Source organism: Sphingomonas dokdonensis, assembly GCF_002197685.1.
Lineage (GTDB): Bacteria > Pseudomonadota > Alphaproteobacteria > Sphingomonadales > Sphingomonadaceae > Sphingomonas > Sphingomonas dokdonensis.
The window spans coordinates 364281-389385 of record NZ_NBBI01000004.1; the positions used below are offsets into that span (position 1 = coordinate 364281).

At 66.7% G+C, this 25105-nt stretch carries 19 protein-coding genes and 2 tRNA genes; 10 read left to right on the forward strand and 11 right to left on the reverse strand.

The genetic code is table 11. The features are described 5' to 3' along the window. Window positions 1-61: 61 nt before the first annotated feature. Window positions 62-1741 (reverse strand): energy-dependent translational throttle protein EttA, encoded by a 1680-nt coding sequence (gene ettA / locus SPDO_RS12535; protein WP_088367810.1) that lies wholly within the window; start codon window positions 1739-1741, stop codon window positions 62-64. 107 nt (window positions 1742-1848) lie between these two features. On the opposite strand from ettA, the gene SPDO_RS12540 reads away from it, so the two are divergent. The 4 genes from SPDO_RS12540 to SPDO_RS12555 all read left to right on the forward strand — a co-directional run bounded on the left by SPDO_RS12540 (window position 1849) and on the right by SPDO_RS12555 (window position 4006). Further along, window positions 1849-3249, forward strand: a complete 1401-nt coding sequence (locus tag SPDO_RS12540) for a M20/M25/M40 family metallo-hydrolase (protein WP_088367811.1) — start codon at window positions 1849-1851, stop codon at window positions 3247-3249. Window positions 3250-3380: 131 nt separating this feature from the next. Continuing rightward, on the forward strand, window positions 3381-3647 hold the full coding sequence (locus SPDO_RS12545) for a hypothetical protein (protein ID WP_088367812.1): 267 nt from the start codon (window positions 3381-3383) through the stop codon (window positions 3645-3647). A 159-nt stretch (window positions 3648-3806) separates the two neighbouring features. Next, window positions 3807-3879, forward strand: a tRNA-Ile gene (locus tag SPDO_RS12550). Window positions 3880-3929: 50 nt separating this feature from the next. Continuing rightward, window positions 3930-4006 (forward strand) — tRNA-Pro (locus SPDO_RS12555). Window positions 4007-4062: 56 nt separating this feature from the next. On the opposite strand, the gene SPDO_RS12560 is transcribed toward SPDO_RS12555, so the two are convergent. Genes SPDO_RS12560 through SPDO_RS12570 form a run of 3 tightly spaced genes read right to left on the reverse strand, consistent with a single transcriptional unit; the run spans window position 4063 to window position 7588 of the window. Continuing rightward, on the reverse strand, window positions 4063-4452 hold the full coding sequence (locus SPDO_RS12560) for a response regulator (RefSeq protein ID WP_245829454.1): 390 nt from the start codon (window positions 4450-4452) through the stop codon (window positions 4063-4065). Beyond that, the gene (locus SPDO_RS12565; protein ID WP_088367813.1) at window positions 4449-6932 is read right to left on the reverse strand and encodes an ATP-binding protein; all 2484 of its coding nucleotides are present in this window, start codon (window positions 6930-6932) and stop codon (window positions 4449-4451) included. The genes SPDO_RS12560 and SPDO_RS12565 overlap by 4 nt, the downstream gene beginning before the upstream one ends. Then, on the reverse strand, window positions 6929-7588 hold the full coding sequence (locus SPDO_RS12570; protein ID WP_088367814.1) for a response regulator: 660 nt from the start codon (window positions 7586-7588) through the stop codon (window positions 6929-6931). The genes SPDO_RS12565 and SPDO_RS12570 overlap by 4 nt, the downstream gene beginning before the upstream one ends. Before the next feature lie 78 nt (window positions 7589-7666). Between SPDO_RS12570 and SPDO_RS12575 the strand changes: the two genes are divergently transcribed. Then, the gene (locus SPDO_RS12575) at window positions 7667-8320 is read left to right on the forward strand and encodes a hypothetical protein (protein WP_143559653.1); all 654 of its coding nucleotides are present in this window, start codon (window positions 7667-7669) and stop codon (window positions 8318-8320) included. On the opposite strand, the gene SPDO_RS12580 is transcribed toward SPDO_RS12575, so the two are convergent. From SPDO_RS12580 to SPDO_RS12605, 6 genes are all read right to left on the reverse strand, one after another. Then, window positions 8289-8801, reverse strand: coding sequence for a hypothetical protein (locus SPDO_RS12580; RefSeq protein ID WP_088367816.1), 513 nt, complete (start codon window positions 8799-8801; stop codon window positions 8289-8291). The genes SPDO_RS12575 and SPDO_RS12580 overlap by 32 nt on opposite strands. Continuing rightward, on the reverse strand, window positions 8798-13774 hold the full coding sequence (locus tag SPDO_RS12585) for a DUF11 domain-containing protein (RefSeq protein WP_245829456.1): 4977 nt from the start codon (window positions 13772-13774) through the stop codon (window positions 8798-8800). The genes SPDO_RS12580 and SPDO_RS12585 overlap by 4 nt, the downstream gene beginning before the upstream one ends. Window positions 13775-13840: 66 nt before the next feature. Further along, on the reverse strand, window positions 13841-14962 hold the full coding sequence (locus SPDO_RS12590; RefSeq protein ID WP_245829458.1) for a hypothetical protein: 1122 nt from the start codon (window positions 14960-14962) through the stop codon (window positions 13841-13843). Between the two features lie 53 nt (window positions 14963-15015). Beyond that, the gene (locus SPDO_RS12595) at window positions 15016-15501 is read right to left on the reverse strand and encodes a DUF11 domain-containing protein (protein ID WP_088367817.1); all 486 of its coding nucleotides are present in this window, start codon (window positions 15499-15501) and stop codon (window positions 15016-15018) included. Window positions 15502-15770: 269 nt separating this feature from the next. Beyond that, window positions 15771-16778 (reverse strand): polysaccharide deacetylase family protein, encoded by a 1008-nt coding sequence (locus tag SPDO_RS12600; protein ID WP_088367818.1) that lies wholly within the window; start codon window positions 16776-16778, stop codon window positions 15771-15773. Window positions 16779-16810: 32 nt separating this feature from the next. Continuing rightward, window positions 16811-18508, reverse strand: a complete 1698-nt coding sequence (locus SPDO_RS12605) for a sensor histidine kinase (protein WP_245829460.1) — start codon at window positions 18506-18508, stop codon at window positions 16811-16813. Between the two features lie 172 nt (window positions 18509-18680). Between SPDO_RS12605 and SPDO_RS12610 the strand changes: the two genes are divergently transcribed. Next, entirely contained in the window at window positions 18681-19163 is a 483-nt protein-coding gene (locus tag SPDO_RS12610; protein WP_088367820.1) for an Lrp/AsnC family transcriptional regulator, read from the forward strand. Between the two features lie 64 nt (window positions 19164-19227). Here the strand turns inward: SPDO_RS12610 and SPDO_RS12615 are convergent, their stop codons facing one another. After that, window positions 19228-20511 (reverse strand): hypothetical protein, encoded by a 1284-nt coding sequence (locus SPDO_RS12615; RefSeq protein ID WP_088367821.1) that lies wholly within the window; start codon window positions 20509-20511, stop codon window positions 19228-19230. A gap of 125 nt (window positions 20512-20636) precedes the next feature. Between SPDO_RS12615 and SPDO_RS12620 the strand changes: the two genes are divergently transcribed. The 4 genes from SPDO_RS12620 to SPDO_RS12635 all read left to right on the forward strand — a co-directional run bounded on the left by SPDO_RS12620 (window position 20637) and on the right by SPDO_RS12635 (window position 25066). Then, on the forward strand, window positions 20637-21293 hold the full coding sequence (locus SPDO_RS12620; protein ID WP_088367822.1) for an SDR family oxidoreductase: 657 nt from the start codon (window positions 20637-20639) through the stop codon (window positions 21291-21293). Between the two features lie 2 nt (window positions 21294-21295). After that, the gene (locus SPDO_RS12625; RefSeq protein ID WP_088367823.1) at window positions 21296-21841 is read left to right on the forward strand and encodes a GNAT family N-acetyltransferase; all 546 of its coding nucleotides are present in this window, start codon (window positions 21296-21298) and stop codon (window positions 21839-21841) included. 91 nt (window positions 21842-21932) lie between these two features. Then, window positions 21933-24719 carry a DNA gyrase subunit A gene (gene gyrA / locus SPDO_RS12630; protein WP_088367824.1) on the forward strand — a complete coding sequence of 929 codons (2787 nt, stop codon included), beginning with the start codon at window positions 21933-21935 and terminating at the stop codon, window positions 24717-24719. Then, window positions 24716-25066 carry a DUF952 domain-containing protein gene (locus tag SPDO_RS12635; protein WP_088367825.1) on the forward strand — a complete coding sequence of 117 codons (351 nt, stop codon included), beginning with the start codon at window positions 24716-24718 and terminating at the stop codon, window positions 25064-25066. The genes gyrA and SPDO_RS12635 overlap by 4 nt, the downstream gene beginning before the upstream one ends. The last annotated feature ends 39 nt before the right edge of the window (window positions 25067-25105 follow it).

Below are 25105 nucleotides of genomic sequence, written 5' to 3' on the forward strand. Positions count from 1 at the left end.
GCCGGGCGGGCCTTTTCCTTTCAACGACCACCCCGGCACACACGCCGAGGCGCCAATCCGGTCAGCGCGTCAGCTTCTTGTAGGCCAGTCGCGTCGGCCGATCGGCCGCATCGCCCAGGCGACGCCGCTTGTCCTCCTCATACGCCTCGAAGTTACCCTCGAACCATTCAACGTGACTGTCGCCTTCGAACGCCAGAATGTGGGTGCAGAGGCGATCGAGGAAGAAGCGATCGTGGCTGATCACCACGGCGCAGCCCGCAAACGTCTCCAGCGCCTCTTCCAGCGCGCGAAGCGTCTCCACGTCCAAGTCGTTGGTCGGTTCGTCGAGCAGCAGGACGTTGCCGCCCTCCTTCAGCATCTTGGCCATGTGCACGCGGTTGCGCTCACCGCCCGATAGCTGGCCGACCTTCTTCTGCTGGTCCGGCCCGCGGAAGTTGAACGCACCCACATAGGCGCGCGTCCCCATCTCCTGCTTGCCGAAGCGGAAGACCTCCAGCTCGTCGGAGATTTCCTGCCAAACGTTCTTGTTCGGATCGAGATCGTCGCGACTCTGGTCGACATAGCCGAGCTTCACCGTCGAGCCGACTTCGATCGTTCCCGCGTCGGGCTGATCCTGGCCGGTGATCAGCTTGAACAGCGTCGACTTGCCCGCGCCGTTTGGCCCGATCACGCCCACGATCCCGCCCGGCGGCAGGTTGAAGTCGAGGTTCTCGAAAAGGAGCTTGTCGCCATAGGACTTCGTCAGTCCCTTGGCCTCGATCACCTTGCCACCAAGCCGCTCGGGCAGCTGAATCAGGATCGCGGCCTTGCTGGCGACGCGGCTCTCCTGCTTCTCCATCAGCTCGTCAAACGCGCGGATACGCGCCTTGGACTTGGTCTGGCGCGCCTTGGGTGTCTGACGCATCCAGGCGAGCTCGTCGGCGATCGCCTTCTGCTTGCCCGCCTCCTCGCGTTCCTCCTGCTCCAGCCGCTTGGCCTTCTTCTCCAGATAGCCCGAATAGTTCGACTCGTAGGTGTAGTAGCGCCCACGATCGAGCTCGAGCACCCAGTTGACGACATTGTCGAGGAAGTAGCGGTCGTGGGTGACGAGGATGACGTTGCCGGTATATTCCTTCAGGAAGTTCTCCAGCCAGCTGACGCTCTCGGCATCGAGGTGGTTGGTCGGCTCGTCGAGCAGGAGGATGTCGGGCTTCTCCAGCAGCAGTCGGACCAGCGCCACGCGGCGCTTCTCACCACCCGACAAGTTGGTCACTGGGCTGTCCGACGGCGGGCAACGCATCGCCTCCATCGCCTGCTCCAGTTGCGAGTCGAGGCTCCAGCCGTCGGCGGCGTCGATCTTAGCCTGAAGCTCGCCCATCTCCTCCATCAGCGCGTCGAAGTCGGTATCGTCCTTCGGGTCGCCCATCTCGGCCGAGATCGCGTTGAACCGATCGACCATCGCCGCGATCGGGCCTGCGCCCAGGCGCACGTTCTCGATCACCGTCTTGTCGGGGTCGAGCTGCGGCTCCTGCGGCAGATAGCCGACCTTGATCCCCTCGGCAGCCCATGCCTCGCCGGTGAACTCGGTATCGATCCCGCCCATGATCTTCATGAGCGTCGACTTGCCCGATCCGTTCGGCCCGATGATCGCGATCTTCGCGCCGGGGATGAATTGCAGGCTGATGTTGTTGAGCACCGGCTTGTTGGCGCCCGGGAAGGTCTTGGTCAGACCCTTCATGACGTAGGTATACTGGACGGCCATGGGTCGCCTGTTGCTCCGTAAACTGGAATGACGGGAAAAGTCTTGGTGCGCATGTAATGCTGCGTGCACCCGTTGGCAAACCGGCCCGGCCGACTTAGGCCATTGGCATGTTGATGCGCCTCTCCCTCGCCGCCCTGCTTCTCGCCGGCACCGTGCCCGTTGCCATCGCGCAGCGCGCCTTTCCAGCACCCGTCGATCCGCAGGTCGCCAGGCTGCGCGATGCCGCGCTGAAGGACGACGTCGCCTATGACATCGTGGAGGGGATGACGACGGAGGTCGGCCAGCGGCTCGCCGGCACCGAGGCGGAGGCACGCGCCCGCACCTGGAGCGCCGCCAAGCTAAAGGCGCTCGGGTTCAAGAACGTCCGGATCGAGACGTACCGCATGCCGGTGTGGGTGCGCGGCGAGGAGCGCGCGGAGATCGTGGCGCCCTTTCCGCAGAAGCTGCAGCTCGCCGCGCTCGGCAACTCCGGCGCCACACCCGCGACCGGGCTGGAGGCGGAGGTGGTGATCTTTCCGACCTATGGCGATCTGGCTGCCGCGCCGGACGGCAGCCTGTCCGGCAAGATCGCTTATGTCGGCAATTCCATGAAGAAGACGCAGGATGGCTCCAGCTACGGCCAGGCCGGCGTCGCGCGCTTCGCCGGCCCGGCGCTTGCCGCGCAAAAGGGCGCAGCGGCAATCGTAATCCGCTCGATCGGCACCGACGATCATCGCCTGCCCCATACCGGCACCACCAACTGGCCCGCCGGCGTGACCCCGATCCCCGCCGCCGCGCTGTCGGTGCCCGATGCCAAGCTGGTCGAGGCCATGGCGCGCCGCGGCAAGCCGATCCGCATGAAGCTGCTGCTCACCCCGCGCCAGGTCGGCGAGCAGGAATCGGGCAACGTCATCGCAGAGGTGCCCGGCAGCGATCCTGCCGCCGGCATCGTCCTGATCGGCGGCCATCTCGACAGCTGGGATCTCGCCACCGGCGCGATCGACGATGCCAGCGGCGTGGCGATCACCGCCGCCGCGGCCAAGCGCATCCTTGATAGCGGGAAGCGCCCCCGCCGCACGATCCGCGTGGTCTGGTTCGGCGCGGAGGAGGTCGGTGGCTTCGGCGGGCGCGCCTATGCCGAACGGCATGGGCGAGAGCGGCACGTCGTTGCCGCAGAAAGCGATTTCGGCGCCGACAACGTCTGGCGCTTCGAAACCGCCTTCCCCGCTTCCGCCAAGGCGATCGGCGACCGGCTGGCCAGCGCACTTGCTCCGCTGGGCATCGTGCGCGGCAGCGGCACCGCCGGTGATGGTGCTGACATCGGCCCGATCGTGGCGCAGGGCGTCGCCGGGGTGGACCTGAATCAGTCCGGGCTGGACTATTTCGATGTGCACCACACGCCCGACGATACGCTTGACCGTGTGAACCCCGAAAAGCTGCGCCAGAACGTCGCCGCGTGGACGACGATGCTGGCGATTGTGGCCGACGCGCCGGAAGAAATCGGGCCGGTTGAGCGCCCCGCGCGCTGAATCGGTTCGTCGCGAACCTTGCTCCCAGATGAATTTCCTCATTGACCCACCGGATTGGTCAGGTATTTGCCGGAAATCGCGTCGGCATCTGGGTCGGCCGCGAAACGAATTAAATGCTTGGGAGCATTCGAATGAAGAAGATCGTTCTGATCGCTGCCGCCGCCGGCCTGATGTCCGTGGCTGCTTGCTCGAAGTCGCCGGAGGCCGCCGCGGTCGAGAACAACGCCGACATGATGGCCGACAACATGGAAATGATGGCGGACAACCTCGAGGACATGGCCGACAACTCGTCCAACGCGATGGCGGCTGAAGGTCTCGAGAACGCGGCTGACAACATGGAAGACGCAGCGGACAACGTCCGTGATGCGGCTGACGAGCGCGTCGACAACATGCAGTAATAGCTGCCTGGGCTTCGGCCCACAGCTTTTGCTTGAAGAAAAGGCGTTCCTGTTCACGCAGGGGCGCCTTTCCTTTTATGTGGGCCGCCTATCTCTGCCGCACCGCCGGATGGCCATTGCCGCGGCGCGCGACTGAGCTTAGGCAGATACCACGCGGAAGGGCCTGTAGCTCAACGGTTAGAGCTGGCCGCTCATAACGGCTAGGTTGCGGGTTCGAGTCCTGCCGGGCCCACCGCGTGTCACTTGCGCCGGGCGAGAACAACGCCTAGCGAGCACAAGCGTCGGGGAGTGGCGCAGTCTGGTAGCGCGCCTGCTTTGGGAGCAGGATGTCGCAGGTTCGAATCCTGTCTCCCCGACCATTGTCGCTATCGCCGCACAGCCCGGCTCCTCGCCGCTTCCGCTTGGCTCCCCGTCGTCAAAGACCAGCCAGTTCGCCGATCGTCTCGCGCAGTGTCAGCGGGTCGAATGGCTTGACGATCACGCCCGCCGCGCCCAGCGCGCGATAGTTGGCGATCTGCGCCTGCCGACCCATGGCGGTGACGAAGATGAACGGCACGTCGCCGAGCCCATGAATGCTGCGCATCGCCGCCATCACTTCGGGCCCGCTCAGATCGGGCATCATCACGTCAAGCAATACCACCGCCGGTCGCCAAACCGGGTCCGCCACCAGCGCCAGTGCTTCCGCGCCGCCGCTCGCCAGCCGCAAGTCGATCCGCGGGTCACGCCTCAAGGCTAGTCGCACGATGTGGCGGATGTCCTTGTCGTCGTCGACGTACAGGATGGGCAGGTCGCCGGTCGTCATCATCCTGCTCTCTCGTGTCGAACGGACAACACACGCCGGATCGTTGCCTTCAAGTCGACCGCCGAGTGCCGCGATTTCACCACCACGGCGTCGACCAGCGCCTCGGGATCGAGCAGGACATCATGCGCCGAATAGACGATGGCAGGGATCGCTAGGCCGCACGTGGTGGTGAGGTCCGGCAGCAGATCAAGCCCCGTGCCGCTCGCCAGGTGATAGTCGAGGATCGCGAGGTCAGGGGTCTGGTCGCGCAAGATTGCGCGCGCCTCGGCCAGCGATCGCGCCTTCAGGATACGCGCGGTGCCCGACAGCGTCCGTGCGGTCACGTCCAGCGTGTCCTGATCGTCATCGAGATGGAGGACGATCGGCATGTCGGCCTTGTTGGCGGGCATCGCCGCCGCCAGCGCAGCCTTGAGCCGTGCCGGATGGACCGGCTTGTCCATCCAGTCGACCAGGTCGAGCGAGAACCGCGCCGCCGCGTCGGCATTGCCATCGGGCGACACAAGGATGATCGACAGCGCACCGGGCGCCACCGCCCGCCGCACGTCGCGGGCGAACGTCAAGGCATCCGGATCGTCCAGCGCCATGTCGAGTATCAGCAGATCGTAGCCACCATCCGCCAGTGCGTCGCGCGCCGCCGCTGCCGAGGTGACCACCCTACCCGTCAGCCCCTCCGCCTCGACGAGCGTCTGCAACTCCTGCCCCAGCCGGGCATCGGCCTCGCAGATCAGGACCTGCCGGCGATCCGCGTCGGCGCCTGCCGAATCAGCGGCGTCGATCGCCGGTAGCGAGAAGACGAAGCGCGTGCCGCCGGTCGGCCGGTCCTCGAACCAGATGTCGCCGCCGTGCCGCGTGACGATGTCGCGCGCGATCGCGAGCCCCAGCCCCGTTCCCGACCAGCCCTCCGATCGTGGTGCACGCTCGAAGCGGCCAAAGATGCGGCTACGAAACTCCTCGGCAATGCCGTGGCCTTCATCCGCCACCTCCACCTGCAACGCGCGCGCGTCATGGCGGGCGCAGACCGTCACCTTGCCGCCCTCCGGCGAAAACTTGACCGCATTGGACAGGAGATTGGCGAGCACCTGAAGCAGGCGGGCTTCGTCACCTTCGACCATCAGGAGTTCGTTCGGCAGCTGACAATCCAGCGTTACCGCGTGACTGGTGGCGAGCACCGCATGGTCATTGCACGCCCGCCGCACCACGTCGCGCAGGTCGAGCGGCGCGGTCGCGAGGCGGAAATTACCGGCCTCGATCCGGTCAATGTCCAGCATGTCGTTGATGAGCCGGATCAGCCGCTGCCCGTTGCTTTCGGCGATCTGGACGAGTTCCTGCGCCTCCTCCGGCAAGGCGCCGGCCGCATCGGCCCGCAGCAACGACAGCGCACCGATGACCGAGGTCAGCGGCGTGCGCAATTCGTGGCTGATGGTTGAGATCAGCTCGTCTTTCAGCCGGTCGAGCCGCTGGCGTTCGGTCGTATCGCGCAGCGAAGCGACGATATGGTCGCCGTCGGGCAGCCGCATGACGCCCAGCGCAACGTCGAACAGGATCGTTTCGCCGAACCGCGTTCGGATCGGCTGTTCCTGCAGAAAGCTGGTGCGCAGGCTGCCGTCCGCAAAGCCGATCCGCTCAATGAAATTTCCGACGCCAGGCGCGATGTCGGACAGCATCGCGACATCGCGGCGCTCCGCGTCCTCCGGCGTATAGCCCAGCACGCGCGTGACCGCAGCGTTGATCGTCTCGATCGTGCCGCTCGCGTTGATGATCACGATCGGGTCGGCGGTGGCGTTCAGGATCGTCTGGTTGCGCTCGGCCGCCTCATAGGCGGCGAGCGCGGCCTCGTATTTGGCGCGGCGCTGTCGCCACAATTGCGTCAGGATCACCGTCAGCGCCACGCTGGCGATCGCGGCGATGACCCACATCATCCACTCGATCCACGCCGCACGAGCACGGAACGCCTGCACGCGCTGATCGCCGACCTGGATCTCGCGACGAAAGACGTTCCCGACCAATTGCTCGAACTGCGCCATCAGCCGTTGGCCATCGCCCTCGTTGATCCGGCGACGCGCCGCGGCGGCGCCAAGCCGGTCGTACAGGTGGATCACCTCGTCCATCTCGGCGAACTTCGCGTCGGCGATGCGGCTCAACTCGCCGATCTGCGGCGGCGACCGCTCCTGCCGATACGCGCGGAAGAGATCGCGCAGCAGGCGTCGTACCGCCCCTTCCGCCGCGACATAGCGGGTGCGCAACTGATCCTCCCCGCCCAGCGCATAGCCGCGCTCGCTCGTCTCTGCCGCGCGCATCGTGGAGAGCAGGTCGACCAAATGGCTACGCCGGCTATAGGATTGCTGCGCCCCGAGGCGCAGCGTTTCCCAACGGCTATATTCCCCTTGGATCCAGAACAACGTGGCCGCGAGTACAATGGGGATCAGCAATGCAACGGCGACGAAGGGCCACGCCGACGGCTTGCGCGGCGGCGCGAGTGTCACGCGCTCACGCCGCCCGCCACCTGACCGCCGAGCAGCGGCTGCACGGCCAGCAAGGCTTGCGCGCGATTGACGACGCCCAGCTTGCGGAAAATCGCGGAAAGATGCGACTTCACCGTCGCCTCCGACAGGGCGAGATCACCCGCGATCTGTTTGTTGAGGCGCCCATCGGCCAGCGCGACGAGTACCTTGAGTTGCGCACTCGACAGGCTGGCAATCCGCCTGCTCAGCCCCGCCGCACTGCCGCTCCCCGGCACATGCGCAAATACGCAATTGCCGGCCAGGATTTCACGTATTTCGCCGACAAGCACATCGAGCGGGCGTGTCTTGTAAAGAAAGCCAGCCGCGCCAAGCGCCCGCGCCGCCTCTACCAAGGGCGCCTCTTCCTTGGCGGAAATCATCGCGACCGGCGTCGCTTTAGCCGCATGCTGCAATTGCATCAGACCGGAAAAACCGTGCGCATCGGGCAAGACGAGGTCGAGCAGAATCAGCCGATAGGATGAACGCTCGCTCACCATGGACAAGGCTTCGTTTACAGATCCAGCCGTGTCGACCGACACGCCCTGCGAGGCGGCGCGGGCTGCCAACGCGAGCCCCTCGCGCGTAAGCGGATGGTCGTCGGCAATCAGAATACGGCTGCTCAGATTGGATTGCGGCATCTTTCCCTTGCTTCGCTGCCCGATGATCGAACGTGCTGTCGCTAACAGATAGCGCGGCGACAGACACTTTGCTACCAATTGGCAAACAAAAAGCTGGAGGGATTAATACGTAAATTCCATCATACCGTGCTTCTTCAAACCGGATTGAAAGAAAGTTCATTCCTGTTTGAAGCATTGCGTGGCGCCGGCTGGTCTATACTTTCAGGCGATACTGCGACGTCAGACGATGCAACCATGATCGTTTCATCACCCAGCTCTGACGACCAAGCACCACTTCCCACCGACGCGAAGCTGAGCATCGCTCTGGGTGTGCCGTCCTATCACTCGGCGGCCGGCCATGATGCATGGATTACCGGCGAAGAAGACAGGGCCGAGTTGACCGCCTTCTTCACCCGCTGGTTGCCGCCGGACCTTGCCGCACTGGAGCGCCTTGCGGACGCTTTCGGCCGCCCTGCCGTCGAGCAGTTGACCGTCAGCTTGCGGGAGGAGCTGCGCGGTGCGTTGGCCGCTTTGTCGCGAGGCGACCTGCCGGACGGCCACAAACTCTCGGGCCTCGCCGGCACGTTGGGCTTCGCGGCAGCCAGCGAAGCATGGCGCGACGCGGACAAGGCGTGCGGCATCGACGACGCGCGGCGAACCAGCCGCACTGCAATCGTCGCCATCACACATTGGCTCGAATCCGCCGGTCAACCGACTTTGGCTAGCGGATCTTCACTCGAAAGCGCAGGGTGAAGGATCCACTCGTTCTGAACGTGCCTGTCGGCTTCACGCGGATTGCCCGCACCGCGGGGTCGTAGCCGTCGGCATCGGGTACCGGCGTGTAGCCCCAACTGGTGCCATTCGAAAATTCCAGGCCATCGGTCGTGCTGGCAAGCCCGCCGAAACTGTAGGTCAGCCCGCTATCGCCAAGCCCGAGAAGCGCACCGTCGACAAACGCGACCGGCCCGCTACCTGCAGCACCAAGATCGCGCACGCGCAGCATGGTCCCGGCCGGCAGCGGATCCTCGAACGCGGTGACTCGGACGGTTTTGCCGAGATTGGCAAGCGGATTGGACAGCGCAATCGTGTAATCCACCTCGGCGCCCGGAATCGACAGCGGCACCGTCGTTTGCACCGGTGCGGAAACGACCTGCGCGCTCTTGGTGACGCTGATCGGATCGGCCAGCGCCGGAGCGGCCGCCACGCCCGCGATCAGGAGCAGGAGCCGCCTCATTTGCGCCCCACCATCCGGCCAAGCGTATCGCGATCGAACTTCATCCGCATCGTTACATAAGCGCCCGACCGTGTGTAGCGGTCATCCTCGAAATCGCGGTCGCGATAACCGGCGATGTTGTAGCCGGCGCTGATCCACATGTCCTTGGCGGGCGACACGCCGATGGACGGGCCGGCGCTGAACGCCACGCGGCCGGGGCTGACCGCATGCTGCACCGAACCTTGCACGCCGATGTCGACATGCTGGCCGAGATCCTGCCGCAGATCGAAACCAAGAACCTGGATGAAGCCGGTGTAATCGTCATCGCCATAGCTGCCGCGCACCCATTTCGCGCCGTGATAAAGCGTGCCCGACAGGCCGTGGGCGTCGCCTTCCGATCCGGTGCGATAGTTCACCGCGATATTATGGATCGCGCGCAGTGTGTCCTGCCCGGTGCCGTTGCCGCCCGGCACGGCCAGCACATTGCGGCCGACGATCGCGCCATCCGCACGCTCGCTGCGCAGCTCGGCCCGGTCGAGCACCGACCAGCGGCTGTCGAGCGGCCGCCACGCCACCGCCACATCCGCATACAGGCTGCGAGCCTTCGCACCGTCCTGCTGCGTCACCGTGAAATAGCGCAGGCCAGCGGCAATGGTCTTCCCCTCGCCCAGCGTGCGGACAACATCGGCCGTCACGCCAAAGCGATCGTTCTGGTCCGAGCGCCGACGCTCCAATCGCCCGCGCCAGTTCCACTGATCGTGGCGATAGGTGAGGCCCAGCGTCATCGCGACATAATCGCCATCATTGTTCGCCGCGTCGATCATGCCGATGCTCCCGCCGCTCCCTGCCTGGAAAGGGCGGATCGCCGCGCCGGCAGGAATGGCGCCGCGCACGGTAGTGCTTGCGTCCAGCGTCGCATCCAGCGTCAGCGCCTTGGCCAGCGTCACCGACTGGATCACGCCATATTGTCCGTAGAGCCGCGCCGCGCCTGGCCCACCCGCAATGTCGCCGAACGCCTGCTGATTGAGTGTCCCCGTCACTTTGCCCCCCGGCCACAATGTCGCGTCCAGGCCGACCTGCGCGTTGTTCACGGTCGCGTCCTTGCCTTCGGCGATCTCATATCCACCGATCAGGCGGATCGCGGGGGTAAGGCGATAGGCCGCCATCAGCTGGTGGCGCGCCGGGAAATCCACGCTGTCCTTCGCGCCGTCGGGGGCGAATTGCGTCTGCGCCGTTACCGACAGCTTGCCGCCCAGCAGCGCCTGCGTGCCGCCCAGCGTCAGCAGCTTCGAATTGCGATCCTGCCCGTCCAGCCCGGTGTCGAACGCGAACTGCGTACCGGCGAAGATCGTGCCGGCCGCCCGCCGCAGCTCAACCCGCGCCTCGCCCGCCATGCGCCGGCCCGGCCCGTCGATCTGCACTTCGCGCCAGGCCGCCCCAGTCAGCGACACCCGGTCGGTCGCGCTCCAGCGCCCGTCGAAGCCGAACTTGCGGGTGCCCGCCTCCACCACGCTCTGTTGGCGCACGCCAAAGGCGGTGTCCTGCTGGCGGGCATAGGCCAGCATATCGAGCCGGGCGCCGCGATGCTCGACTTCGGCGAGCCACGCCTGCCCTGTGCCGATGCCCTGCGCGCCGCCCGTCGCCGCCTCGGCGCGCAGCTCGGTGGTGTCGTTCAGCTTCGCGCGCAGGTCCATGCCGGCGACGGTGGCGCCCTGCGCCTCGTCACGGATCGCCGAGATGCCCAGCTCCACCGCGTCGCGAGCCAGTTTCGCTGCCGCGCGCCCGCCAGCGCTCAACTTCTTGCCGCGACCATAGGTCTCGTAATCGACGACGATGAACACCGGATTGTTGGCCAGATCCTTGCCCAGCACCGGATCGCGGAAGCGGATGGTGCCGATCGTCGGGTCGATGTCATAATCGATATGCCGCGTCATCGGCGTGGCCGAGAGCACCCGCTCGGGGCGCAGCCGGTCGCGCACCTCCAGCCGCAGCTTGTCGCTGTTCGGCACGATGTCACGGCCCGACAGGCGATACGGCCCGGTCAGCCCCGCCCCGCGGATCTCGTCGCGGGCATAAACCTCGTCGCTGTGCGCCGCAAAGCCGGCCACGCTCACGCGCTTGCCGCTATATTCCGCCTTCACGCCGTTCAGCGTACGGCTGTAGCGGGTCAGCTGCGTCACTGTCATGCCGGTCTCGAAATCGCCGAACAGGGCATAGAATTCGCGCCGCTCCAGCCGCAGGTACAGCTTGCGCGAGGTGGCCGCGTCCTGCCCCTGGCGGCTGCGATCGCCATAGACGGTATAGTAGCGATCCGGGTCGATCACGCCCAGCAGCCCGCGGCTGCGGTCATACGCGCGGTCGCTGTCATAGGCGATCGTCAGTAGCCACGACCCCTTGATCCGCCCCTTGGCATAGAAAGCGAGCTGCCCGTCACGCACCACCTTGCCGCGCGCGTGGCGGGGCAGATCGGTGCTGCGCGTCTTCAGCGTATCGTGTCCCAGCGTGCCGGCGGCAAAGCCCACCAGCATCCAGTCCTTCGTCGCACCGGTCAGCCACGCCCGCGTATCGACCGCGCGCGAAACCTTGCCGTCGCTCAGCATCACGGTGGCACGCAGCGCGCCCGCCTGCGTCGTCGGCTCCAGCACCACATAGGCAAGCCCCTCGTCGCCGATGACGCGCGCGACGGCGGCGGGCGTGGGCCGCGCCAGCAGGCCGCGCGTGGCATCCTGATCAGGCTCGATGGCGACGCGATAGGGCGCTGCGATCGCCACCGGCACGATGGTGCCGTCCCGCACTGGCCGGCCGTCGCGATCGGCCAGGCGGATGGCGAGCAGCGGGCGGCTCAGCCCATCCGCAACCAGTCGGCTCGCCTCAGGCACAAGCGTCGCACTGGCCGGCGCACCGGCGACATGCACCGTGCGGGTAAGCACCTGCGCGACGCGCCCCTCGCCATCCAGCACCCGCGCCTCGAGGAGATTGTCGCCCGGCACCAGGCCGATGCCGGTCCAGCGCGAGATTGCGACTTCGCCGCGCGTGTCGGTCGCGTCAAAGGCCAGCGGGTCCACCGCCGCGCCGTTGATCCGCAAAGCCACGCGCTGCTGCGCACCATGTTTGATCACCACGCGCACCACCGGCGCCCGCGGGTTGTGATCGACCGTCGGGAACAGGAACGCGACGCCCGGCATGGCATCGGCCAGCCAGTCGCGATCGCCCGCCGCCTCGGCGGCCGGCGTCGCAACCGGCAGAGCGTCGGTCGCCTTCGCCGGCGCCACGCCGGTCGGGCGCAACTGGAAATCGACGCGCTGCAACAGGCCACCCGCGCTCTCGACGAAGCGCGAGGTGGCGCTACCCGCCTGGCGGGTGTCGGCATCGCAGGTCACCGCCTCATGCGTCGCCGGAATGCTGGCGGTATCGATCTGGACGACATGGCGGCCCGGCCGCACGCCCTCGATATGGTACAGCCCGTCCTTGTCGGTCGCGACGAACGTGCCGTCCTCCAGCATCAGGCGAATGCCGGGGATACCGCGCCGCCCCGCCTCGGGGTCGCGGCAGCCGCCCTCGGTCACGCGGCCGATCAGCGTGAAGCCGTCGGTGAACAGCAGCGCCTTGATCCGCACCGATGCCGCCGCCTCGTTGCCGGTCACCCCGCCGCTGCCCGACGCCAGCACGCGGTTCACCGCTTCGCCGGTCGGCGCGCCAGGATTGATCGACACGGCATAGCGGATCTCGGCCTGGCGCGCCGCAGCGATCGCCGGCACGCGAAACGCCAGCGTTCGCCCATCCGACGACACCGTCGGCTCGTCAGCGCCGCGCGTCGATCCACGTCGATAGCTCAGCCCCTTGGGCAGGATGTCGTTCAGCTCGACGCCGCTCGCCGGCGCACCCGAGCGGTTCTCGACCCGCACCACATAATGCACCACGTCGCCCGGGCTCGCCTCGCGAACGGATGCCGTCTTTGTCAGCAGCAGGCGCGTTTCGCCGGCGCGATCGAGCGGAATATCGGCAATGAAGGGGCTGGGATCGCTCAGCGTGAACGGCTCGCCAAGGGATGCCGGGTTCAACAGGAACGGCTTGCCCTGCGGGTCGCGCAGCGCGTCCAGCTCGGCGCGCGGCCGAGCAGTGGGCGCGCGATAATCGGCCGGCGGCTCCACCTTCAGCCGATAGGTGCCCGGTGCGGTCAGCGGAAACCGGTAATTCCCTTGCGGAAAATCGTACACGCGGCCGCTGGCGTCGGTCACGCTACCGCCGCTCACCACCGTCGACGGATACGCGCTGACGCCATCGTCGCCATAGACGGTGGCGGGCCGCCCGCTTTCGTCGACCAGCGTCACCACCGCCCCGTCGACCAGCGCGCCGGTCTGCGAATCGAACAGATAGCCGGTCGGGTCGATCAGCTGCGTGTAGGTCGACGCGAAGCTATATTCGTCCTCGTCGAAGTGCAGCGACAATTGCGCGCCGCGATCGAGGCGCAGCTCGCACGCCGAGGGCACGGGCTGCGGCTCGGGAATGCCGCCGGCGAAGATGCCGGTGTTCGGGCCGGTTTCCAGCAGCGGCAGCTGCAGTTTTTGGAATTGGCTTTCCACGCGAACCCACGAGATTTCCCGTACCAGCGGATCGCGATTGCCGCCCTCGTTATCCAGCGCGATGATCACCGCCTCGCGCGGTTCAACGGTCTTCGCCACCGGCGCGCGGGCGAAATCGGCCGCGTCGATCGGAGCGGGCGTGTAGGAGAGCGTGGGCACCGTCTCGCACTTCATGCCGCGCAGCTCGAAACCGATCGGGAGCAGGTTGATGCTCAACCGGGTCGGCCGCTTGGCGCGCGCGACATCGATGGTGACGGTGTTGGAAGGGATGGTGATCGGCCCGGTCGGGCCGTCGTACCGCAGCATGGCGGTATTGGTGATGCGCGCAGCGTCCTGCGCCGCACCCGGCTGTGCGGCGGCCATGCCCAGCGACAGGGCGGCGAGGTTCAGGAGCGCGCGAATTTTGGACATGTGGGAGCCTTCCGGCGCGCGCCTAACGCGCGCGCCGGTGGGGTTTCAGTCGTGTGGACGGGCAGGTTAGTTGATGGTCACCTTGAACGCGACGGCGACCGCGCCGAGGCCCGCCACGGTGCCGACATTCGCCGTCACCGTCTTGCTGGCAGCGTTGAACGACGCGGTGAAGCCGTCGAGCTCGCCGGCATCCGAATCGTCGTCATCCTCGGTTGTACCCAGCAACACGCACGTGCCGCCCGGCGCACCGATGGAGATCGATCCGGGCACATAGGTGGTGTTGGTCGGCACGACGTCGGTCAGCACCACGCCGCTTGCGCCGGTCAGCGCAGTGCCGTTCTGGACGAGCAGGCAATATTGCACCTCCGCGCCCGGAATGGCCTTCGGGTTGAGCGTGTTGACGGGGTCCGACAGGACGAGCGCGGACTTGGTCACGGTCAACGCCACGTTCTGTGCGCCGATCTCGTACGCGCCATAGGCACGGCCCTGGCCGTTGCGCGCAATATCGCCGAGGTTCAGCGCGCCGTCGCTATCGTTATCGGCGAACACCACGTCGACGACGTTGTCGGCATTGCCCAGGTTCAGGTCGGTCGGGATCAGCAGATCACCCTTCGAGCCCGACGCACCGCCCGCGGCGACCAGCACGTGGAGCGATGCCTGCGCCATGATGATGCCGGCGGTCGAGGGAATGTTGCCGACGATGAACACCGTGGCCGAGGCGTCGGGCGCCAGTTCGTCGATATACTCACGCGTATCGACGCCCGGCTCATAGGTACCGTTGCCGTTCGAATCGACATAGGCCTTCAGGCCGGTGACGTCGAAATTGTCGGTGCCGGTGATGATGCCGACCGACAGGGTAGTCTGATCGGGATCGAGCCAGAAATCCTGCACCCCGTTGGTGGTGTTCGTCACCTTGAACCGCAGCACCGCGTCCTGCTGACCGAGGTTTACCGACGTATTGCCCGGCTGATCGAGCACGACGGTGAAGTTCACCTTGCGGTCGACCACGAAGCTTGCGGTGGTGGAGCTGGTGGTCTGCTGCGCACCGTTGACGGTGTAGCTGACCGAGGCGGTATTGCTGACGGTGGTGCCGGCCGGCGTTGCCGTCTGCGCTTGAGCATTGCCTGCCACCCCGGCGAGCGTCGCGGCGCCCGACAACAGCAGCATCTTCATGTTACGTGCGGTCATGTTGGTTGTTCACTTGTTGGAGGTGGAGGAAGACGCGGTCGGAACCGCGCAGGTCACTTGAGAACGGCCTGAAATGCGAACTGCCCTTGGCCGTTCGCTGCCAGCGGGCCGTTCAGCCGCCAGCGCACATGGGTGACATCGTCGGCGCGGGCCGGCCGGGCCGGCGTACCGGCAGCAGCGACGCGCAGCGTGGAAAGCGGGCCATACGTCCTGCCGTCCACGGACAGCTCGGGCGCGGCCGAGCCCTGCGCCGGCGCACGATAGGCGATGCCGGCGGGCAGCGGATTGTCGAACACCAGCTTGTCGAGCGGCTGCGCGCCCGTGTTGCGATAGGCCAGGACGAAGACGACCCGGTCGCCCGGCACCGCCTTCTTCGCCGGCATCAGCGTCATCTTCGCGCTGCCGTCGGCGGCACGGGTCGGCGTTTCGATAAAGACCTTGGACGTGACCTGAAGCGGCCCTGCGCCTGCAATGGCCGGCACGGCAAATGCAACGGCAGCGACGGCGATCGTGCGTGTGATGAAAGAGGGTAGAACCATGGGGATAGCCCGTGCGGTGGAAACAACACCACGCACCAGGGGTTCACGTCGCTAACGAAATCTTACCGGCGCCTGGGACGCGGCGCCGCTTCAGACTAAAGTATGAGAGTTCGCCGCATCAGGGGCCGCGAAACCTTGCCGTCTTCATGCACCAGACAGCCTGCTCTTGCGGCGCGCGCCACAGTCATTCTGCGGTTCGACGCGCATCAAAATGGTCAGGCAGCGAAAAGGTTCCGTAGCTAATCCTGGAAGACTTTCTCGTCGCGCCTTCAGGGGCGTGCCGAGGTGTCCCGATCCTGCGTCGCTGCTTGCAGCACGTCGTCCAGAGTGGCCGGCGCAAACCCTTGCGCGTCCAACAGGTCGAGCATGGCAACCCACCATTGATGAAAGCGCGCGGCATCCTGCTCGTCACGCACGTAAGGCGTATGGCCGGGCACCAGGCTGGGCGAGTGAAACGACAGGGTCAGCAGCCGCGTCCCGTCCTGCGCCGCCAGCCGCACCGCGGCCGATGCTTCCGCGATGGAAACGCCCTCAGGAGTCAGCGGCACCCGCGACAGCAATCGCGAACGCGCCAGCAGCCCCGCGCCACGCGGCAGCCTTGTCGCCGCGCGGTGGACGGGCGCGCCTGCGCGACGCAACAGCCCGGTGAAAATGGTCGTCAGCGGCAGCTCGATCAGCCCCGGCGCCTGCGACACGCGAAAGGCATCGGGGCCGATCGCGCGATAATCCGGGCCACCCTGCGCGCTGTAATCGTGGAACGACCGGACGGACGTGTCGAGCCGGTACCCGCGCTCGGCGAGCAGCCCCAGCGTGCGTGGGCCAAGGCCATAGCGACCGGCGCGAAACGCCAGCGGCGCACGGCCGAACACGTCGGCGATCGCCGTCGTCAGCCGGTCTAGCTTCTGCGCCTCCAGCACGGGTGGCAGATTGCCGCCAAAGGACAGGTGCGCCGACGGCTCCTCGGCATGTGGCGGATTGACCCACGGGTGCAGCTGCGCACCGATCGTGGAGCGTCCATCCGCCACCAGCCCCCGCAGCGTCGCCGCGGCGCGGGGGTCGGCCACCACAGGATAGTCGCACAGATAGCAAGGGTGCACGCCGCGATCGACAAAGCGGCGATGCATCTCCGGCAGCGCGGCAATCGCCGAGACGGACCGCGCCGCGCGCGAAAAGGGCGCCGCCCAGTCGAACTCTTCTTCCGTATCGACGAACACAACGAACCGCCGGCCGAATGCCGCCGGCCAAGCGATCCGCTGCTGCGGCGCGGGCGGCGGCATCCGCCAACGCTGGGAGCCGCCCGGTGCCGCCATCAGGTCGATACGGCCTGCCCTGCCTCACCCGCGCGCGCCGCGTCATCGTCGACCGGCAGCGCCACCGTGATCCGGTCGGCCGCGATCGTCAGCCTGCCGCCCAGCTGAGTCGCCAGATTGCGCGCAAGGCGCAGCGCGAAGCCGGTGCCCAGCAGCGGCGCGCCCGGCACCTGATCGTCGCTCGACGCCTCGACGCGCAGCAACTCCTCTTCCGGCATATCGGCCAACGCGCGCGGGCGCGTCACGGAGACGATCGCCTCGCCTTCCGCCCCGCTGGTCGAGAGGCAGATCGCTTCCTCCTGCTGTGCCGATGAAACAAGCGTCGCGACCAGCCGCACCAGCAACCGCTCCGCCGCCCGCTCGTCGCATCGCAGCGCCACGCCGCCGCCGCCGGGTGTTAACTCAAGCGTGCATCCACGCGTGGCCGCGAGTGGCCGGGAATCGGCCGTAACCCGCTCGAGCAGCGGCCGCAGCGGCACCTTTTCAGGCCGAAGCGACAACGCACGCCCTTCGATCCGCGCCGCCATATCGAGGTCTTCGATCGTCGCCACCAGGTCCGCGGCAAGCAGCCGTATGGCGCCCGCCCGCTCGCGGTACGGCGGCGCGACCGGGCCCAGCAACTGCGTTTCGATCAGCTCGGAAAAGCCGGCGATCGCATTGGTCGGCGTGCGCAATTCATGCACCAGCCGCCGCAGCCCCTCCGCATTGCCCTTCTCCGCCACCTCGGCCGCGATACGATCGAGCCGCGAGCGCCGCGCTGCGCCCTGATAACCGATGAACGATCCGGTTGCCGGATCGAACAGCGGGACGGCCGACACCTGCCACGTGCCGCCAAGCGGCCCGGCACCGTCCAGCGTCAGCCACGCATCGTTGAAGCTTACCCGTTGCGCAACGGCATCGCGCACGTCCATTGCGTGCTTCAGCGGACCTGTCGTGCCGCCGGCCAGCAGGCCCGCCCCGATCAGATCGGCACCGATCAGCGCACCGCGCGGCGCCGCATCGGTCCAGCGCACCGTGCCCGACACATCGGTCTGGAAGCGGAAGCGGTCCACCTCCGGCAGCGGCGATGCCATGGGCGCGGCTGCCCGCTGCTCCTGATAGCTGGCGATCCGATCGACCAGATCGGCGATGTCGAAGCCAGTCGCCACAGGCCCGGGCCGGGCCGCGATCGCCGGCTCTGGCTCTGGTGCGGGGTGCGACGTATCGGCACTGTCCGCCTCGGGCGACGTGGCGATTTCCCCAGCCGCCTCGTCCTCGTCCCCGCCGGGCACATAGGCCAGCGCAAAGTCGGTGGAGCCGAAGCTTTCCAGCGCGCGCACCACATCATGATCGAGATCCTCGCGCCGCCGCAGCGCCGCCCGTCCGCTCGGCCGGAGCGCCGGGATCAGCGTGATCCAATCGCCCGCCGGCAGGCGCACCCCGCGCAGCACGGCAGACGCAACGCTCGCCTCATCTTCCGCAAACACCGCGACAAGATCCTTGGGCGGCTGCGCCAGGGCAAAGCTACGTGCCACGGAGGCGCGCACGCTCGCCGGCACCTGGTCGCGCAACTGCCGCAAACGCGCGAGCGTCTCCGCGTCCGCCGCCACGCGTCCACGTGCGATCAGGTCGGCAAGCTGCCGAAACATCGCCTGCGCGCCAAAGGCGGTGGACGCATCGGCCGCAAGCACCGTTTTGAGGCTATCGTCGAACCGCACGCACTGACCCATTCTCCGCCGGCGACGGTGCCGCCAACCGGCGTCGCTCGTAGCGAACCCATACACGCGGGAAAACAAATGAATCGTGACCAAAGCCGTTGATCGACAATTGCGTTGCCGCGCAACTATCCTATAGGTGGCGGCATGTTCGTGATCGATATGCTGCGTGCAAATGGCGGTTTTCGTGCTTGATCGGATCGACCGGCAGATACTGGCTCTGCTGCAGGAAGACGGCCGCATGACCAATGTGGATCTGGCAGAGCGTGTGGGGCTTACCGCGCCACCCTGTCTGCGCCGCGTCCGCTCGCTGGAGCAGGCCGGGGTGATCCGCGGCTATCATGCCGATTGCGAGCCGGCGATGCTCGGCTTTCCCATCACTGTGTTCGCGATGGTCAGCCTGCGCAGCCAGGCGGAACACGATCTTGCCGCGTTCGAAAAGCACGTCGCTGGTATTCCGGAGGTCCGCGAATGCCACATGCTGAACGGTGAGATCGACTTCATCCTGAAGATCGTCGCGTCCGACCTCGAATCGTTTCAGCGCATCCTGACGACACACCTCACCGCCGCGCCCAATGTCGCGAGCGTCAAGTCGTCGCTGACGATCCGGACGGCCAAGGCGTCACCGGGCGTGCCGATCGTGGTGCCCGCAGAGTAAAATTATCACAACAAAAAAGGGGCGGCCGAAGCCACCCCTTTTCCGTTCATGATTTCCGCGCCGATCAGGCCGACGGCGGATTGTCGAGATACAGCGTCCAGAACGAAGCGATGTCGCTCCGCGGCGCGGTCTTCACCTCGCCGAAAGCGGCCTTTGCCGCGGCCTTGTCACCCGACTGCGCCAGCGCGATGCCCAAGTGGGTGTTGACCGTATCCGCATCGACGCCGCCCTTCTGCAACGCGACCTTGTACAGCTCCACGGCCTTGGCATAATTGCCCATGCCCAGATAGGCGTCGCCCGTATTCAGCGCGATACGGCCGTTGGCGCCAGCCTTCGCCTTTGCCTCCACCGGTGCGAGCGAGCCTTCGCTGGCGATCGCCTGATTGGTCACGCGCAGCAGATCGGCGGCGGCACCGGCCGGCAGCTTGCCGGCGGCCTTGCCCTCGTCGATCACGGCCTTCGCCTCGTACGGCAGGCCCAGGTCGTACGCCCACTGAGCGTAGATCTCGTAATCATACTGGTCGGCCAGCGACTTGCTGGCGCGCATCAGGCGATACAGGTCGACCTTCTGCCCCTTGTCCAGCGTCACGGCACTCTGCTGCGTCAGGCCATAAGTGACGATGCCGTCGCGCCAGTTCTGCCGGGTCGGGTAAGCGACCAGCCACTTCTTGATCCAATTGGCCGTCTGCGGACCCATGCGCTTCTTGTTGGTCTGCGCGATGGCGTATTTGTACAGCTCTTCGCTCGGCTTCTGGCCCGCGGCGACCTGCGCGTCGAGCGCCTTTTCCAGCTCCGCCGTGCCGCCGGCGACATCGCCTGCGTCCATCTTCAGCTTTACCAGCTGCAGCGGCAGATTGGGGTCGTTGTAGCCGAGCTGCTGCGCACGCTGGAAATAGGTGGCCGCGCCCGCATTGTCCTTGGCATTGGCTGCCATGACGCCGAGCTGATAGTTATACTTCGCCACGTCGACCGCCGGGGTCTTCGGGTTGGCGATCAGCGCCTCGAGCGGCGCCTTCAGCCCCTGGTCGCTCACCTGCTGGTTCGCGGCGCGCGCATCCTGCATCTTGCTCGCCTCGGCCTGCAATTGCAGCGCGGCGACGATGTAGCGGTCATCCTCGGTCTTGGCGGCGGCCTGCGCCGCGGTCAGCTGCGTGCCGGCGGTGGCGTAATCCTTTGCCGCAATCGCCTTCTGCGCGGCGGCGGCGGCATTCTGCACCTCCTTGCTGAGCTTCAGCTTGGGGGCGCCCTGCTCCGCCTTCTTCTGGGCAAGTGCCGGCGGCGAGACGGCGATGCCTGCCGCGCCAGCCATCAGCGCGGCCGCGAAGGCAACGCGGGAAATGCTCTTCATCGAAACTGCTCTCCTCATTCGAGCGTGAATGCTTGTTGTTGCGCTTACTGTCCTCATGGCCCCTCATCAAGGAAGTGCGCTGAATGGACATTGAACGTAATGCTTTGCGCGCCTAGCCGGAGCCCATGAAGACAGTCATCATCGGCGCCTCGGGTGGCATCGGCAGCGCGCTGGTAGAGGCCCTGAGAGAAGAAGGCGCGGCGGTGCAATGCTTCTCCCGCCCCGAACTCGACATCACGGACGAAGCCTCGGTCGCGCAGGCAGCGGCGCGCGCCGGCACGCCAGAGCTGGTGGTGATCGCCACCGGCCTGCTGCACGACGGCACACGCGGCCCGGAAAAGGCGCTGCGGGATCTCGATGCGGAGTGGCTGGCCAGACAATATGCGGTAAACGCCATTGGCCCCGCTCTGGTTGCCAAGCACTTTTTGCCAATCATGCCGCGCACTGGCCGGTCGGTCCTCGCGATCCTGTCAGCCCGGGTGGGCAGTATCTCCGACAATCGCCTGGGCGGCTGGTACGGCTATCGCGCCAGCAAGGCGGCGCTCAACCAGCTCGTGCGCACGCTGGCGATCGAGGACAAGCGGCGCAACGAACGCGGCGTCGTGGTGGCGCTGCACCCGGGCACAGTGGACACGAAGCTATCGAAGCCGTTCCAGCAATCGGGGCGCGACCTGTTCGCGCCGGGCCGCGCCGCGGTCCAGCTGCTGGATGTAATCGACGGTCTGAAGCCGCAAGACAGCGGCAAGCTGTTCGCCTGGGACGGCGCCGAAATCGCGCCCTGACGATGATCGGTCCGCCCGCCTCGCCGATCGCGATCCGGCCTCTGACCACCGCAGACCTGCCACAGGCAATGGCGATCCAGTCGCTCGCCTATCCCGCATTCCTGCGTGAAGATGCCGCCGCTTTCGCCAGCCGACTGACGCTGCGCCAATCCTGTTGCCTGGCTGCCACTCGGGCCGATACATGCGGCGAAACGCTGATCGCCTATCTGCTGGCGCATGGCTGGCCGAGCCGGTCTCCCCCGGCGATCGGCACGATCCTGTCCGAACCGGATGGGTGCGCGATATTGTTCATCCACGATCTGGCGGTTGCGCCGGTCGGTCGCGGCACCGCTGTCGGAAGGCGCCTGGTCGATGTCGCCACTGGTGCCGCGGCGCGGCAGGGCCTGGCGCGCGCCGAACTCATCGCGGTGGACGGCGCCGCGCCATACTGGCAGCGGCTGGGCTTCGCTGAGGAAACCGTCTCGCCTGCGCTGGCCGACAAGGTGGCCGCCTATGGCCCTGCCGCGCGCTGGATGACGCGGCCGATCACACCCGAAATCGTGGGGTGATACCGCCAGCATTCGCGCCCGCACGCGTGACATTTCGGTTGCAGGCTCCTAGACAGGCACGACACACGACTCCCAACCCGAAAGTAGCGTTTTGACCGACGAGACCGTCCTCGCCGACCCATCGGACATTGCACCGATCTCCATCGTCGAGGAAATGAAGACCAGCTACCTCGATTACGCCATGAGCGTGATCGTGGCGCGCGCGCTCCCCGACGTTCGCGACGGTCTGAAGCCGGTGCACCGGCGCATCCTCTTCTCGGCCAACGAAAGCGGCTTCACCTACAATCGGCCGTATCGCAAGTCGGCCCGCATCGTCGGTGACGTGATCGGTAAATACCACCCGCACGGCGACACTGCCATCTACGACGCCTTGGCGCGCATGACGCAGGACTGGTCGATGCGCCAGCCGCTGATCGACGGCCAGGGCAACTTCGGCTCGATGGATCCCGATCCGCCCGCCGCCATGCGTTACACCGAGGCGCGCCTTGCCCGCGCGGCCGATTACCTGCTGGACGATCTCGACAAAGACACCGTCGACTTCCAGCCGAACTACGACGGCTCGGAAAGCGAGCCGTCGGTTCTCCCCGCCCGCTTCCCCAACCTGCTCGTCAATGGCGCCGGCGGCATCGCGGTCGGCATGGCGACCAACATCCCGCCGCATAACCTTGGCGAAGTGATCGACGCCTGCCTCGCCTATCTCGATCGCGCGGTGGAGGGCGGCGAGCCGCTCACGACCGAAGAACTGATGGAGATCGTGCCGGGCCCGGATTTCCCGACCGGCGCCGTGATCCTCGGCCGCGCAGGCGCGCGCAGCGCCTATGAGACCGGTCGCGGCTCGATCATCGTCCGCTCGCGCTACAAGATCGAGGAAGGGCGCGGCGACCGTCGCTCGATCGTCCTCACCGAAATTCCGTACCAGCAGGGCAAGAACGCGCTGGTCGAGAAGATTGCCGAAGCCGCCAAGGACAAGCGGATCGAAGGCATCGGCGACGTTCGCGACGAATCCAACCGCGAAGGCGTGCGCGTCGTCATCGAGCTGAAGCGCGATGCGACCCCCGACGTCGTCCTGAACCAATTGTGGCGCCACACGCCCGCGCAGGGCAGCTTTCCCGCCAACATGCTCGCGATCCGCGGCGGTCGGCCCGAGATGCTGCCGCTGCGCGACATCATCGCGGCGTTCGTGCAGTTCCGCGAGCAGGTCATCACCCGCCGCTCGAAGTTCGAACTCGCCAAGGCGCGCGACCGCGCGCACATCTTGCTCGGCCTTGTCATCGCGGTGACGAACTTGGACGAGGTCGTCCGCATCATCCGCGGCTCCGCTTCGCCTGCCGAGGCCCGCGCCGCCCTCATGGTGCGCGAATGGCCGATCGCGGAGATCGCCGGCTATATCAAGCTGGTCGAGGCGGTGGAGACCGAGATCACCGGCGACACCTATCGCCTTTCCGAAATCCAGGTCCGCGCGATCCTCGACCTGCGCCTCCATCGCCTCACCGCGCTCGGCCGCGACGAGATCGGCGACGAGCTCAAGACGCTGGCGGACTCGATCGCCGAGCTGCTCGCGATCCTCGCCGACCGCGTGAAGCTCTACGCGGTGATGCGCGAGGAATTCACCGAAGTCCGCACCCTCTTCGCCACCCCGCGCCGGACCGAGATCGCCGCTGCCGCCGATGGCATCGACGACGAGGATCTGATCGAGCGCGAGGACATGGTCGTCACCGTGACCATGCAGGGCTATATCAAACGCACCCCCTTGGAGGCGTTCCGCGCCCAGGCGCGCGGCGGCAAGGGCCGCAGCGGCATGGCGACCAAGGACGAGGATGCCGTCACCAGCCTTTTCGTCACCTCGACGCACACGCCGGTGCTGTTCTTCTCCACGCTCGGCAAGGTCTATCGCATGAAGGTCTGGCGCCTGCCCGAGGGCAGCGCGAACACGCGTGGCAGGCCGATGATCAATCTCCTGCCGCTCCAGCCAGGCGAGACGATCTCCACCGTCCTGCCGCTGCCGGAGGACGAGGCGGAATGGGGCAAGCTCCACGTCATGTTCGGCACCGCGCGCGGCAGCGTGCGCCGCAACGCGATGGACGCGTTCACCAACGTGCCCTCGAACGGCAAGATCGCGATGAAGTTCGAAGGCGACGATGCCGACGATCGCCTGATCGGCGTCGCGCTGCTGGAGGAGAATGACGACGTCCTCCTCGCCACCCGCCAGGGCAAGGCGATCCGCTTCCCGGGCGACGACGTGCGCGAGTTCCAGAGCCGCAACTCCACCGGCGTGCGCGGCATGCGCCTTGCGCCCGGCGACGAGGTGATCTCGCTCTCGATCCTGCACCGCACCGGCGCGACGCAGGAAGAGCGCGAGGAATATCTCCGCTTCGCCCCCTGGAAGGCGACCGAGCGCGAAGGCGAGCCACAGATCCCAATGGATCGGTTCGAGCATCTGCGCGCGCACGAACAATTCATCCTCACCGTTTGCGCCAACGGCTACGGCAAGCTGTCCTCAGCCTTCGAATATCGGCGCATCGGTCGCGGCGGTCAGGGCATCGTCAACATCGACAATATCGATCGCAACGGCCCGGTCGTCGCCAGCTTCCCGGCGAGCAAGAACGATCAGCTGATGCTCGTCACCGATCAGGCCAAGCTGATCCGCATGCCGCTGGCGTCCCTGCGTGTCATCGGCCGCAACTCGGCCGGCGTTCGCCTGTTCAACGTCGGTGACGGCGAGCATGTCGTCGGCTGCGCGCGGATCGACGAGGAGCCCGAGCCCGAGAACGCCGCGGAAGAGGCGATCGCGGCGGAACTCTCCGGCCCCGAAACCGCTCCCGACACCGGCGCGACGATCGGCGATGACGCCGCCGCCGGCCCGGAGGATGGACAATGAGCAAGCCGACGACCGCGTACAAGGTGCTGACGAACGAGCAGATGATGGCGCTCGAACACGACGGCACCTTTGCCGGCGCGCCGGTCGATCTGCAGGACGGCTACATCCACCTGTCCACCGCCGCGCAGCTCACCGAAACGGTCGACAAGCACTTCGCCGGGCAGGAAAACCTGCACGTCGCCGCGGTCGACCTGGAGGCGCTGGGCGACAAGATCCGGTGGGAGGAAAGCCGCGGCGGGCAGCTGTTTCCTCACATCTACGGCCCGCTGACGCTCGACACGGTGGTCGCCTACAGCGCGCTGGAGCGGCTCGACGATGGCACCGTCCGCCTGCCCGTTACCGGCTGACGACAAAAACGGCTGGCCCGGGGCAGCGCCTGCCCCGTT